Raw genomic sequence first — 13,718 nt, forward strand, 5'->3', positions numbered from 1 at the left:
TCTTGTTCTATTTCGATAGCTAAGAACCCTTTATATGATGCGTGGCTTAAAAATATGGGCGTTAGTGTGTGCCGGATTGATGACTTCGGCATGGGCATCACCCTCTCCGGAGAACAATGCATCTCCGACAATGTCTCCGCCGGAGGCATCGTCACCTGCCGCGCCAATAAAATCACCGTTACCTAATATTCGACATAATGGTTTTGTCTATTGTGTTAACGGGGTTATTGACAGTTTTAACCCGCAAATAGCCAGCGGCGGCGTATTGGTCGATACTATTGCCGCTCAGCTTTATGACCGCCTGTTAGATGTAGATCCTTATACCTATCGCTTAATTCCTGAATTAGCCGAGCGCTGGGAAATTCTTAATGATGGATCAACCTACCGCTTTCATCTGCGCAAAAACGTGCCTTTCCAAACAACCGAATGGTTCACGCCTACCCGTACCATGAATGCTGACGATGTTGTTTTTAGCTTTAGCCGAATCTTTAATCAGGAAGCTCCGTACCATGAGGTTAACGGTGGCCACTATCCTTACTTTGACAGTATGCAATTTTCAGATACGGTCAAAAGCATTAAAAAGTTGGATAACTATACGGTAGAAATTCAACTGACTAAGCCGGATGCATCATTCTTATGGCACTTAGCCACCCATTATGCGCCTGTGTTATCCGCTGAATATGCAAAAAACCTCACTCAAATAGGTATGCAGGAACTTATCGACCGTCAACCAGTAGGGACCGGCCCTTTCCTATTAAATGAATATCGCCCCGGACAATTTCTGCGCTTAAATCGCCACCAGCTTTACTGGCGTGGCGTGCCGAAAATGCAGCAGGTGGTTATCGATTTAGGTGCGGGTGGTACCGGTCGTTTATCCAAACTGTTAACCGGTGAGTGTGATGTACTGGCTTATCCGGCCGCCAGCCAGCTTTCGATCTTGCGTGACGATCCTCGGTTAAGAATTTCTCTGCGTACCGGTATGAACGTAGCCTATCTTGCGTTTAATACCGGAAAGCCACCGCTTAACGATCTTCGTGTGCGTCAGGCAATCGCCCTATCGATCAACAATCCTCGATTGATGCAATCGATCTACTATGGTACCGCGGAGACCGCTGCCTCGATATTGCCGAGAACCTCCTGGGCCTATGATAATGACTCCCAGATTACGGAATATAATATCGATAAGGCCCGCCTGCTGTTACAAGAAGCCGGTATTAAAGACTTACGCTTACATCTTTGGGTGCCCACTGCATCGCAGGCCTATAATCCAAGCCCGCTCAAAATGGCAGAGCTCATACAGGCCGATCTGGCAAGAATTGGTATTAAAGTCACTATTGTTCCCGTTGAAGGGCGTTTTCAGGAGGCCAGGCTCAGTGATGAGGACCATGACTTGACCTTGGCCGGCTGGACAACTGACAGTAACGATCCGGATAGTTTCCTGCGTCCGTTACTCAGCTGTGCGGCAATTAACTCCCAAACTAACTATGCCCGCTGGTGTAATGATGAATTTGATCGGTTGCTCTCTCAAGGTGTGATGTCTCAAGACCTGTCAGCCCGAATGGAAACCTATCAACAGGCACAAAAGATCCTTGAACGGGAGCTTCCGGTGCTGCCTTTGGCTTCATCCTTACGTATTCAGGCATACCGCCATGATATTAAAGGTCTTGTCCTGAGTCCGTTGGGCAACGTCTCTTTCGCCGGCGTTTATCGTGAAAATCCAGAGGCAGAGCCTAAATGATTATCTATCTTCTGCGTCGTTTGTTGCTGGCGCTGGCAACGCTCGGAATTTTAACGCTGGTCAGCTTTAGCGTTTCTTATTACACGCCCAATGCACCGCTAGGCGGCGCTCATCTGTTTGATGCTTACTCTTTTTACTTAAGAAGCCTGCTAGAGGGCGAATTCGGTACCTCGGTTATTAACGGTCAGTCTATTGGTTCGCAGTTAAGAATCGTATTTCCGGCCACCATTGAGTTGTGCATCTTTGCATTTATCATCGCCTTAGGCTTAGGTGTGCCTTTGGGACTCATTGCCGGGGTAAATAAACATAAGTGGCCAGATCATCTTATTACTTCCGTGGCCCTGTTTGGTTTTTCAATTCCTATCTTCTGGCTGGCACTATTATTGATGATGTTCTTTTCTCTGAACCTAGGTTTATTGCCGGTTTCAGGACGATATGACTTACTTTATCAGATTAATCCGGTAACCGGATTTGCGCTGGTAGACGCATGGCTCTCTGAATCCCCCTATCGGGATGAGATCATTACCAGCGTATTGCTTCACCTGATATTACCGGTAATTACTCTAGCCGTTGCGCCAATGACCGAAGTAATTCGTTTAATGCGCCAAAGTGTGATTCAAATTATCGGGCAAAACTATATTAAAGCGGCGGCAACCCGAGGTCTGTCGCGCATAACGATCATTCGCCGCCATATATTACATAATGCCTTACCGGTAATGCTGCCTAAACTTAGCCTGCAATTCTCAACCATGCTGGCGCTAGCCATGATTACCGAATCAGTCTTTAACTGGCCCGGATTAGGGCGTTGGTTAATCGTCGCCATTCGTCAGCAGGATTTTGCCGTTATTTCAGCCGGTATTATGGTTATGGGTAGTCTGGCTATTGTGGTTAATCTGGTGGTTGATATCTTCAGCGCGATGACTAATCCATTAAAAAATAAGGAATGGTATGCTTTCCGATAACGTATACCGCGAGAAGAAAATGCCCAGCGCATTAAGCTATATCTGGCTGCGTATCCATAGAGATATCTTGGCCATGGTCGGGCTTTATGGCTTTCTGGCACTGATCGCTCTGGCCTTTCTTGGTAGTACCATTGCGCCCTATCAGCTCGATCAACAGTTTATGGGCTATCAGCTCTTACCACCATCCTGGTCACGCCATGGTGATGTTTCATTCTTTCTTGGTACCGATGACTTAGGCCGCGATATTCTAAGCCGGGTACTCAATGGTGCCGCTCCTACGTTTGGTGCAGCGTTATTAGTCACGCTGGCTGCCGCGCTGTGTGGCACCATTCTTGGTGTAATTGCCGGAGTGACTCGCGGATTACGCTCAGCCATACTTAACCATATACTGGATACGCTGCTGGCAATCCCGTCATTACTGATAGCGATTATTGTAGTGGCGTTTATGGGGCCGCGCTTAGAACACGCCATGTTAGCCGTTTGGTTGGCTCTGTTACCGCGAATGGTTCATACCATCTATCGGACAGTCCACGATGAACTTGAGAAAGAGTACGTCATTGCCGCCCGTCTGGATGGAGCAACAACCGGATATATTCTGTGGGGCGGTTTATTGCCCAATATTGCCCCTGTTCTGGTCAGTGAATTTACCCGCTCATTATCGATGGCTATTATGGATATTGCTGCGCTTGGCTTCCTCAATCTTGGCGCTCAGCTACCCTCGCCGGAATGGGGAGCAATGATGGGAGACTCGCTCGAGTTGGTTTATGTTGCACCTTGGAGCGTTATGCTGCCGGGCGGCGCCATTCTGATTAGCGTTTTGGTGGTTAACCTTCTTGGCGACGGGCTTTACCGGGCCATATCTACAGGTGATGAATAAATGCCGCTACTCGATATTCGTAATCTGACCATTGAATTTATGACCTCTGACGGGCCGGTGAAAGCCGTTGACCGGGTCAGTTTGACATTAAATGAAGGTGAAATTCGCGGGCTGGTTGGTGAATCGGGCTCAGGTAAAAGTCTGATTGCGAAAGCCATTTGTGGCATCAGCAAAGATAACTGGCGGATTACCGCTGACCGTTTTCGCTTCAATGACATTGATGTGCTAAAGCTGACTCCCCGCCAGCGGCGTAAATTGGTTGGTCATAACGTTTCGATGATATTTCAGGAGCCGCAGTCTTGTCTGGATCCGTCAGAAAAGATAGGTCGTCAGATCGTTCAGGCTATTCCGGCATGGACCTATAAAGGCCGATGGTGGCAACGTTTTAATTGGCGTAAACACCGAGCCATTGAGCTGCTACACCGGGTCGGTATTAAAGATCATAAAGACATTATGGGCAGTTACCCCTACGAGATTACCGAAGGGGAATGTCAAAAAGTCATGATCGCCATTGCGCTGGCCAATCAACCCCGTTTATTAATTGCTGATGAACCTACTAATGCGATGGAACCTACCACTCAGGCCCAGATATTTCGCCTGTTGGCCAGAATGAATCAAAATAATAACACCACTATCTTGCTGATCAGTCATGACCTTCAGATGATGAGCCGTTGGGCTAACCGAATTAATGTGATGTATTGCGGGCAGACGGTAGAAAGCGCCGAATGTGATGACTTGCTTAATGCTCCCAACCACCCCTATACACAGGCGCTGATCCGTGCCATGCCCGACTTCGGACTGACGCTGCCACACAAAAGCAGGCTGAATACGCTGTCAGGTGTTATTCCCTCTTTAGAACATTTACCTATTGGCTGTCGTTTAGGCCCGCGCTGCCCCTATGCGCAAAAGAAATGTATTGAAACGCCGCGCCTGCGGGACATTAAAGGCCATAAGTTTGCCTGCCACTTTCCTCTTAATATGGAGGATCCATCCTGATGGGCACAACCCTGCTTGAAGTGCGTAACTTATCTAAAACCTTCCGCTACCGGACGGGGTTGTTTCGCCCTCATGAGTTAGAAGCGGTAAAACCGGTTAGCTTTATGCTGCGTGAACGCCAGACGTTAGCCATTATTGGTGAAAATGGCTCAGGTAAGTCTACGCTGGCGAAAATGATCTCCGGTATGATTAAGCCAACCTCCGGCGATATCACCATTGATGACCATAAGCTGGAGTTCGGCGATTACGGATATCGTAGTCAGCATATTCGGATGATATTTCAGGATCCGAATACTTCGTTTAACCCTCGTCAACGTATCGGGCAACTGTTGGATATTCCATTAAAGCTCAATACCGATTTGGAAGCGTCTGAAAGGGAAAAACAGATAAATCTGACGCTACGTCAGGTTGGATTATTGCCCGACCATGCCTATTATTATCCTCAGATGCTGGCTTCAGGCCAGAAGCAGCGGGTAGCGCTGGCGCGAGCATTAATATTGCAGCCGAAAATAATTGTTGCTGATGAGGCCTTAGCCTCGCTGGATATGTCCATGCGTTCACAGCTGGTGAACTTAATGATGGAATTACAAGAAAAACACGGCATCTCTTACATCTATGTAAGCCAGCATTTAGGGATGATTAAGCACATCAGCGATCAAATGTTAGTTATGCATAATGGCGAAGTGGTTGAGCGTGGTAATACCGCTGAGGTGATAGCCTCTCCGCTACATGATATTACCCGTAGAATGATTGCCAGCCACTTTACCGAGGCACTTACTGCCGATCACTGGCGAAAAGATATTACCGATATTTAATGGCGCACTATCAGGCCAATAAAACGTAAGTGAATGTGCTGTTTATCACTTACGGATACTCACTGATCGGAGCAGCACGACAAGGTTCACCATATTTTGCTGATGCATGATAGAATCGCTCCGTTTTTTTAACAGCGGCTATTCCGGAATTATTCCGACGGTCGCTCTATTTACTACAAGGATTATAGCTATGGGTTTTCTAACCGGTAAGCGTATTCTGGTTACTGGCGTAGCCAGCAATCGTTCTATTGCCTTCGGCATCGCTCAGGCGATGAAACGCGAAGGAGCCGAGCTGGCTTTAACGTATCAGAATGAAAGACTGAAATCTCGCGTAGAAGGTTTCGCTGCAGAATTAGGTTCAACAATCGTACTTCCTTGTGATGTTGCCGAAGACGCAAGCATTACAGACCTGTTTACTGAGTTAGCAAAAGTATGGCCTAAGTTTGACGGATTTGTTCATTCAATTGGTTTTGCCCCGGGCGACCAGTTAGATGGCGACTATGTGAATGCCGTTACCCGTGAAGGCTTTAACATTGCTCATGACATCAGCTCTTATAGCTTTGTTGCGATGGCAAAAGCTTGCCGTAGCATGTTAAACCCTAACTCAGCGCTGTTAACCCTATCTTATTTAGGTGCAGAGCGTGCTATCCCTAACTATAACGTTATGGGTCTGGCAAAAGCCTCTTTAGAAGCTAACGTTCGTTATATGGCGAATGCGATGGGCCCTGAAGGCGTCCGTGTGAATGCAATCTCTGCTGGCCCAATCCGTACGCTCGCGGCTTCCGGCATCAAAGACTTTAAAAAGATGCTTGCTCACTGCGAAGCCGTTACCCCTATTCGCCGTACCGTGACTATCGAAGATGTTGGTAACTCAGCAGCCTTCCTGTGTTCAGATCTTTCTGCAGGTATCAGCGGTGAAATCGTACACGTTGATGGCGGATTCAGCATCGCGGCAATGAACGAGCTAGAACTGAAAGACTAAGTTTGGATTAAGTCTGAATGACATTAGGCTTACGACAGTTAATCTGCGTAAGCCTAAATTTTTAACTCATGTTATTTCGAGCAGTGATACTTTAGATTATAAATAGCGGCACAAATAAGCCGTGCACTCACAAACCTGTACGCTAAACTCACTTTTTCCCGGTATCTGGAACGTCTCCCCAACACCAAACACCGTCCACTCGGTTGAGCCTGGTAATAATACTTTCAGTGCCCCACTGATGACCTTCATTTCTTCCGGTTGTGCAGTACTAAAGTTGTACTCTCCCGCCTCCATCACACCCACGCTTGAACGGCCAATACTTCCGTTTTCAAAACCAATCGATTTTACTTTTCCTGCAAAGTATTCATTTACATTGAGCATAGTTTGGCACCTGATATGAGTGATAAAAACAGAATTAGTCTACCCGTCATACTTCAAGCTGCATCTTTGTTGGCTGCGCTCTCTTGCCAGCGCGATGCAACTCGAATTATTTAGGGGATATATTAGGAATATCAGCCGATTAATGTCACGCATAAAACGTCAGTATGTGAGCCAGAGCTTAATATTCTGTCTCTATTGTATTTTTGTTAACCACTACTGCGATATTTCTTATACCAAAATGCACGACAGGCTTGCCCCCGCAGGCGGTTTTGTGTAAAACATTCCCTCACAAAACCACTCACTCATTCATGACTCTCCGGAATTTATGTTTCAAGACAATCCGCTGCTCGCTCAGCTAAAACAGCAACTCCATGCTACAACTCCCCGAGTTGAGGGCGTAGTTAAAGGAACTGAAAAAGGCTTTGGTTTCTTAGAGGTCGATAGTCAAAAAAGTTACTTTATTCCGCCTCCGGGCATGAAAAAAGTGATGCACGGTGACAAAATTACCGCCAGCGTTCACACCGAGAAAGATCGCGAATTAGTTGAGCCTGAAACGCTGATTGAGCCCTTTCTTACCCGCTTTATCGGGCGAATACAGAAGAAAGGCGAACGTTTATTTATTACGCCCGACCATCCTTTACTTAAAGACGCCTATCCCTGCAAACCTGATGCATCACTAACTCATCAATTTGCTCAGGGTGACTGGGTGGTGGCCGAAATGAACGGCCATCCGCTCAACGGTGATAAAGGATTTCATGCAAAAATCACCCAATTTATCACTTATGGCGATGACCATTTAGCCCCCTGGTGGGTGACGTTGTCACGTCACCAACTGGAGCGAGAAGCCCCTGAATGGGTACCGACTGAGATTCAAGATGAGGGAATAACCCGTCTGGATCTGACTTCGCTAAACTTTGTCACTATTGATAGTGAATCTACCGAAGATATGGATGATGCCCTGTATGTTGAACAACAGGACAATGATGGGCTGAAACTGACTATTGCTATCGCCGATCCTACCGCCTACGTCACTGCCGATAGTGAGCTTGACCAAATCGCGTTAAAGCGCGCATTTACCAATTACTTGCCGGGCTTTAACATTCCAATGTTGCCACGTGAACTGTCAGATAACCTCTGCTCTTTACGTCCTAATGAGCGCCGTCCTGCACTGGTTTGTCAGGTAATTATCGCGCCAGATGGTTCATTAGCTGCAGACATTGAATTTTTTAGCGCTTGGGTCATGTCTAAAGCCAAGCTGGACTATGAAAAACTCTCTGATTGGCTGGAAGGCAATAGCCAAAGCTGGCAGCCGGAAAATGAGGCTATCGCCCAACAGATTAAGCTATTGCATCAGGTTGCGCTGCGTCGGATTGAATGGCGAACCCAACACGCGCTGGTGTTTAAAGACCGCCCGGATTATCGTTTTGTTTTAGGTGAGAAAGGCGAAGTTCTGGATATCGTGACCGAGCATCGCCGGATAGCCAATCGAATTGTAGAAGAATCGATGATTACCGCTAATATTTGTGCAGCTACGGTGTTAACTGAACGCTTAGGTTATGGAATATTTAACGTTCATGCCGGTTTTGACCCGACGCTGGTTGAACAAGCTATTGCCGTATTGCAAAGTAACCATGCTGAATTCGATGCCGAAAAACTTCTGACGCTGGAAGGCTTTTGTGAACTGCGCCGCTTCCTTGATGCACAGCCAACCTCTTATTTAGACAGCCGAGTTCGCAAACATCAGACCTATGCAGAAGTCAGCGCTAAGCCGGCACCTCATTTTGGTTTGGGTTTGAAAGCTTATGCGACCTGGACATCACCTATCCGTAAGTACGGTGATATGGTTAACCATCGGCTGTTAAAAGCCCTGATTCACGGCCAGCCATCATCAGCCCCTGACGATGCCATTCTACAGCCGCTGGCCGATCGCCGTCGTTTTAACCGCATGGCTGAACGTGATGTCGGTGATTGGCTATATGCTCGCTTTTTAGAACATAACGCCGGGACCGATACTCGCTATCACGCTGAAATTATGGATGTCTCTCGTGGCGGAATGCGTATTAAGCTGCTGGATAACGGCGCAATTGCTTTTATTCCTGCGCCATTTATTCACCCCGTTCGTGATGAGTTAGTCTGCAGCGCAGATACCGGCAGCATTTTAATTAATGGTGAAGTGGCTTATCGCCAGGGTGACGTTCTCGATGTCACTATTGCCGAGGTTCGTATGGAAACTCGCAGTATTATTGCCCGCCCGGCCCCGTCTCTTTCTTAGTCTATAATCAATAGTGCGTTCTGTTTCCGTCAGGTTCTGAACGCACTTTTCACGCCTATATTACCTCTGCACACAATTTATTATTCTTTATCCCAGTGGCTAAAGAGGTTATAACAACAATTGGGTTTCATTATTGATATTGGCATACAGGAAATTTATCTATGACTATTACTTCTCTAAGCGTAAGAATCCCTGCTGAGATTAAAGCCAAACTGAAAGCTCAGGCAGAAAAAAATGATCACTCAATGAATGCAGAAATTATCAAGCGTCTGGAAGAGAGCTTTAACCTGCCTCCGCTGACGGCTAAGCCGATACAATCAGACAGCATCGAACTCCCGGTTAAAGACGTGACAAGAATAAAGAAAGTGCTCAAAAAAGCGGTAAAAGAATTAACAAAGAAAGAAAATAAATAATCAGACCTTAGGTTTACAGATTGATAAAACAGCTAATTGGCTCATTTTTAGTGTTATTACCGCAACCAAAGAACAAGTAATTAAAGTCACCAAGAAAGTGGCAAACGAAAAAATAGAGGCCGGGCGTCGAATAAGTCAGCCTTAGTGCCCTTTTATTACCTGCTGAGTATGGATTTATCGATATTCAAGCGTAAAAAAAACCCGCTAAGGCGGGTTTTTGACAACAAAAATAAGTTACATGTAATTTGTTATCAATTACAGAGCAACAACTTCCGCTGCAGATGGGCCACGTGGGCTATCTTGAATTGAGAATTCAACATGTTGGCCTTCAGCCAAAGTTTTGAAACCATTACTTGCGATTGCAGAGAAATGTACGAATACATCTTTGCTGCCGTCGGTTGGAGTGATGAAACCAAAACCTTTACTTTCGTTGAACCACTTAACGTGACCAGTTTTCTTAGACATTACAAGAATTCCTATTGGATGTTTAACCTGCCATAAGGCACGAAAGGCCGGTTGTACTTCAGTTATTACTTATGTAGGCACTAAGAAAAGATCCGAGAAGATGTTATCAAACGAAAACGCCTAACCGTGGAACTATGTTATTCAAAATGACTGACTTAAAGTAGCTGTGTTTAACAGGCCAAAATCATTACCGCATATTCGATAAGTTATGGCAAGGTGTTTTCTTTAAGGAAATAAAAAGTTAGATCGGGTGCACATATTTAAATTTTTTATTTTTAATAGAAACGGTTTAGCAGAATAAATATTCTAATTCTTCACCGTTTTATATTATTACCACCCCTAAATGAGACGACAATTCCATTAATTATCCTTATCAAACTGATGGGAAATGCAATACTTCTTATTAGATGGTAAAATAACCTAAGGCTTCATTATAAGTAATTCTCTTTCAGGTTAAGTTATCACCGTGGACTCACTAAACTATCTTACCGGTTATCCGGAAAACCTACGCCAACAGGTCTCAGAGCTCATCAAGCAACAAAAGCTAGGATCAATATTATTATCTCGCTATCCAACACCTCACGGTTATACAACCGACAAAATGTTATATCAATTCACCAGTGAATTAAAAAACGAATATATGAAGAATGCTCAGCAGGTCAGTAAAGTCTGCTACGATAATAAGATTCATGTCATAAAACATGCATTAGGAATGCATACCGCCATCTCAAGAATTCAGGGTGGCAAATTAAAGGCCAAAGCAGAAATTAGAATAGCAAACGTATTCAAACTGTCGGCTGAACCATTATTACGCATGATTGTTGTACATGAGTTGGCACATTTAAAAGAGAAAAATCACAATAAGACATTCTACAATCTATGTTGCCATATGGAACCAAACTATCATCAGCTAGAATTTGATACCCGATTGTATCTTACCTATCTGGATAAATTTGGTTCCCTTTATTGATAATCGTATGATTAGAACAATAGCCGGCTATTCTTCATTGTCGTCATCAAACTTCACGACAACACGTTCTCCGGTATGATTAGCCCGAATTTCTTGTGCCACTAGAGCAATAGCTTCCCCGCTGCTCATCCCTTCAGACATCAGTTTATGGATGCGTTCTACAGCTTCTTGCTGTTCTTCGTGGCGAAGTGCTGGTGTGCCGATAGTCATATAAACCTGCTGTTAACAATAGGGTTGCAACAATCTAGCGCGTCCTGTGCGACTTAACGCTAATAATAGATCCTTTATTTCTCTTTCATAGTATAACCTAATAGCCATGCTGGTGTATTAACTCATCGGTGACACTTTATCGACGGTTCACTGACTACAACTTCTTTTAACGGTTTACCATGAGCGATTCAATCAATCAGTTTATCCAACGTTTTCAGCTACAGTTGCCACCCTGCGCTCCGGTATTAAAGCAAAGCCGCAAAGCCGCGGTTTTAATTCCTATTATTTGCCATCAAGAACCAACCCTGCTGTTAACCCGCCGTTCATCGCACTTACGAAAGCATCCCGGGCAGATAGCCTTTCCGGGCGGTGCCGCTGATATTGTCGATAGCTCTCTGGCAGAAACTGCGCTAAGAGAAGCCAAGGAAGAGGTAAATATAAACCCTGCTGCGGTCTCTATTATTGGTCAATTACCTGCGCTGGACAGCATTAGCGGCTTTCAGGTAACGCCTGTGATTGGCTTATTACCCTGCGAGTTAACATTTCAGGCAAATCTGGATGAGGTCGATACGCTGTTTGAAATACCATTAAGCTATGCCCTGAATAGTAAAAACTACCATAGTATGGAAATGATTCGTCATGGGTATCCGCGTCGTATTTATTTTATGTTCTATGCCGGTCATCTGATCTGGGGCTTAACCGCGTCTATTTTATACCGGTTAACCACTCAGGTTAACGGCATGCTATATCCGGACAAACCCTAAGCCCTTAGGGTGATAATCTTCACACTTTTCACGCTGCCCGCCCCTTGAGTATCAAGAAAGCGATCTTTATTCGCATTATAACCGCGCTAATACACTATATTGTTAGCTGAATGAGATAGAAAAAGACTATAATTAGCTTATGTTGCAAGATGAAGTTTCAGTCAATGGAATTAGGATGGTTCAATTGACTGATTAAGAAATGAACTTTTATTCAAGAGTAAATCATCTTAGCAAGCAATATTAAGTCAGTTCTCTATGGACGGTTATAGCGTATAGCGGATGACTTCAATTTATGAACCCTATTTTTGACGGTTGTGCACAACAAAACGGCGCTACCGTCAATAAATGAAGCAAGTTCAAGCATACTGAGGAGTTTTATGTGATTAGCGTTTTCGACATGTTCAAGATTGGCATAGGCCCATCAAGTTCACATACCGTCGGCCCAATGAAAGCGGGTAAAGAGTTTGTCGATGATCTCAGTCATAAAGAGTTACTGCCATCTGTAACACGGGTTGCCGTAGACGTGTATGGTTCTCTGTCTTTAACGGGCAAAGGCCACCACACCGATATCGCGATCATTATGGGTCTGGCCGGCAATCTGCCTGCAACCGTTGATATTGACTCAATCCCCGGATTTATTCGTAGCGTTGAAGAGAAACAGCGTCTGCCTTTGGCAAACGGTACCCATGAGGTCGATTTTCCTCATGACAGTGGTATGGTCTTCCATAACGACAATCTTCCGCTACATGAAAATGGTATGAAGATTACCGCATTTGCCGGCGATAACATTGTCTATACCAAAACCTACTACTCGATCGGCGGTGGTTTCATCGTTGATGAAGAGAATTTTGGTAAAGAATCCGTTAACGAAATTACCGTGCCTTTCCCTTATAAATCCGCTGCTGATTTGTTGGAACATTGTAAAAATAACGGCCTTTCTTTATCCGGTCTGGTGATGCAGAACGAACTGGCGATGCACAGCAAAAAAGAGATCGAAAGCTATTTTGCGGCCGTCTGGCAAACTATGCGTGACTGTATCGATCGAGGTATGAATACCGAAGGGATCTTACCCGGCCCGCTACAAGTCCCGCGCCGCGCCGCGCCACTTCGCCGCATGTTGGTGTCTTCCGATAAGCTATCCAACGACCCGATGAATATTATCGATTGGGTTAACATGTTTGCGTTGGCGGTCAATGAAGAAAATGCGGCCGGTGGTCGTGTAGTAACGGCTCCAACCAACGGAGCCTGCGGCATCATTCCTGCGGTGCTGGCCTATTACGACCACTTTATTCAGCCGGTCAGCCCTGAATCTTATATCCGTTACTTTATGACCTCCGGCGTGATCGGAACGTTATATAAAATGAACGCGTCTATTTCAGGTGCTGAAGTGGGTTGTCAGGGCGAAGTCGGCGTTGCCTGTTCAATGGCCGCAGCCGGTTTAACTGAACTGCTTGGCGGCAGCCCCCAGCAGGTGTGTGACGCGGCAGAAATCGGTATGGAACATAATCTCGGCCTGACTTGCGATCCGGTGGCCGGACAGGTTCAGGTTCCCTGTATTGAACGTAACGCCATTGCTTCTGTAAAAGCGATTAACTCCTCACGTATGGCACTTCGCCGCACTAGCGAGCCTCGTGTATCGCTAGATAAAGTCATTGAGACCATGTTTGAAACCGGTAAAGATATGAACTCTAAATACCGGGAAACATCCCGCGGTGGATTAGCCATTAAGTTCATTCACTGCGATTGATGGTTACCAAACTCCCTTGCCCCTTGGCAAGGGAGTTTATTATCGTCTGTTTTATCAAATTATCCCTTCATTAAGAAGAACAATGCCCTGTTCTTAACATTTAATTCCAATTTCACATTGACACTC

At 45.5% G+C, this 13,718-nt stretch carries 14 protein-coding genes; 11 read left to right on the forward strand and 3 right to left on the reverse strand.

Annotated features, from left to right (window positions below):
• Window positions 1-37 precede the first annotated feature (37 nt).
• The 6 genes from sapA (at window position 38) to fabI (ending at window position 6,370) form a co-directional block, all read left to right on the forward strand.
• Window positions 38-1,738, forward strand: a complete 1,701-nt coding sequence (gene sapA, locus YWE_RS0101475; RefSeq protein WP_029092912.1) for an ABC transporter substrate-binding protein SapA — start codon at window positions 38-40, stop codon at window positions 1,736-1,738.
• Complete coding sequence (gene sapB, locus YWE_RS0101480) at window positions 1,735-2,700, forward strand: putrescine export ABC transporter permease SapB (RefSeq protein ID WP_029092913.1); 966 nt, start codon at window positions 1,735-1,737, stop codon at window positions 2,698-2,700. Before sapA ends, sapB begins: the two co-directional genes overlap by 4 nt.
• Entirely contained in the window at window positions 2,687-3,577 is an 891-nt protein-coding gene (gene sapC, locus YWE_RS0101485) for a putrescine export ABC transporter permease SapC (protein WP_029092914.1), read from the forward strand. The genes sapB and sapC overlap by 14 nt, the downstream gene beginning before the upstream one ends.
• On the forward strand, window positions 3,578-4,573 hold the full coding sequence (gene sapD / locus YWE_RS0101490; RefSeq protein WP_029092915.1) for a putrescine export ABC transporter ATP-binding protein SapD: 996 nt from the start codon (window positions 3,578-3,580) through the stop codon (window positions 4,571-4,573).
• Window positions 4,573-5,388, forward strand: coding sequence for a putrescine export ABC transporter ATP-binding protein SapF (gene sapF / locus YWE_RS0101495; protein ID WP_029092916.1), 816 nt, complete (start codon window positions 4,573-4,575; stop codon window positions 5,386-5,388). Before sapD ends, sapF begins: the two co-directional genes overlap by 1 nt.
• Before the next feature lie 190 nt (window positions 5,389-5,578).
• A complete protein-coding gene (gene fabI / locus YWE_RS0101500) occupies window positions 5,579-6,370 on the forward strand; it encodes an enoyl-ACP reductase FabI (RefSeq protein WP_029092917.1) in 792 nt (263 codons plus the stop codon).
• Window positions 6,371-6,466: 96 nt separating this feature from the next.
• Here the strand turns inward: fabI and ppnP are convergent, their stop codons facing one another.
• Entirely contained in the window at window positions 6,467-6,751 is a 285-nt protein-coding gene (gene ppnP / locus YWE_RS0101505; protein WP_029092918.1) for a pyrimidine/purine nucleoside phosphorylase, read from the reverse strand.
• Between the two features lie 325 nt (window positions 6,752-7,076).
• Here ppnP and YWE_RS0101510 point away from each other — a divergent pair, with 325 nt between their 5' ends.
• Both YWE_RS0101510 and YWE_RS26295 read left to right on the forward strand, forming a co-directional pair.
• Window positions 7,077-9,023, forward strand: a complete 1,947-nt coding sequence (locus YWE_RS0101510; protein ID WP_029092919.1) for an exoribonuclease II — start codon at window positions 7,077-7,079, stop codon at window positions 9,021-9,023.
• Between the two features lie 161 nt (window positions 9,024-9,184).
• Window positions 9,185-9,436, forward strand: coding sequence for an Arc family DNA-binding protein (locus YWE_RS26295; RefSeq protein ID WP_036014641.1), 252 nt, complete (start codon window positions 9,185-9,187; stop codon window positions 9,434-9,436).
• 255 nt (window positions 9,437-9,691) lie between these two features.
• Here the strand turns inward: YWE_RS26295 and cspE are convergent, their stop codons facing one another.
• Window positions 9,692-9,901: a transcription antiterminator/RNA stability regulator CspE gene (cspE, locus tag YWE_RS0101520; RefSeq protein WP_029092920.1), complete on the reverse strand. Its 210-nt coding sequence runs from the start codon at window positions 9,899-9,901 to the stop codon at window positions 9,692-9,694.
• A 466-nt stretch (window positions 9,902-10,367) separates the two neighbouring features.
• On the opposite strand from cspE, the gene YWE_RS0101525 reads away from it, so the two are divergent.
• Complete coding sequence (locus YWE_RS0101525; RefSeq protein ID WP_036014644.1) at window positions 10,368-10,871, forward strand: M48 metallopeptidase family protein; 504 nt, start codon at window positions 10,368-10,370, stop codon at window positions 10,869-10,871.
• A gap of 27 nt (window positions 10,872-10,898) precedes the next feature.
• Here YWE_RS0101525 and YWE_RS0101530 read toward each other — a convergent pair whose 3' ends face one another.
• Window positions 10,899-11,081: a YoaH family protein gene (locus YWE_RS0101530; protein WP_029092922.1), complete on the reverse strand. Its 183-nt coding sequence runs from the start codon at window positions 11,079-11,081 to the stop codon at window positions 10,899-10,901.
• A gap of 179 nt (window positions 11,082-11,260) precedes the next feature.
• Between YWE_RS0101530 and YWE_RS0101535 the strand changes: the two genes are divergently transcribed.
• Together YWE_RS0101535 and YWE_RS0101540 are read left to right on the forward strand one after the other, a co-directional pair.
• Window positions 11,261-11,845, forward strand: a complete 585-nt coding sequence (locus YWE_RS0101535; RefSeq protein WP_029092923.1) for a CoA pyrophosphatase — start codon at window positions 11,261-11,263, stop codon at window positions 11,843-11,845.
• A 379-nt stretch (window positions 11,846-12,224) separates the two neighbouring features.
• Entirely contained in the window at window positions 12,225-13,592 is a 1,368-nt protein-coding gene (locus tag YWE_RS0101540; RefSeq protein ID WP_029092924.1) for an L-serine ammonia-lyase, read from the forward strand.
• The last annotated feature ends 126 nt before the right edge of the window (window positions 13,593-13,718 follow it).

It is taken from the genome of Budvicia aquatica DSM 5075 = ATCC 35567, assembly GCF_000427805.1.
Classification (GTDB): Bacteria; Pseudomonadota; Gammaproteobacteria; order Enterobacterales; family Enterobacteriaceae; genus Budvicia; species Budvicia aquatica.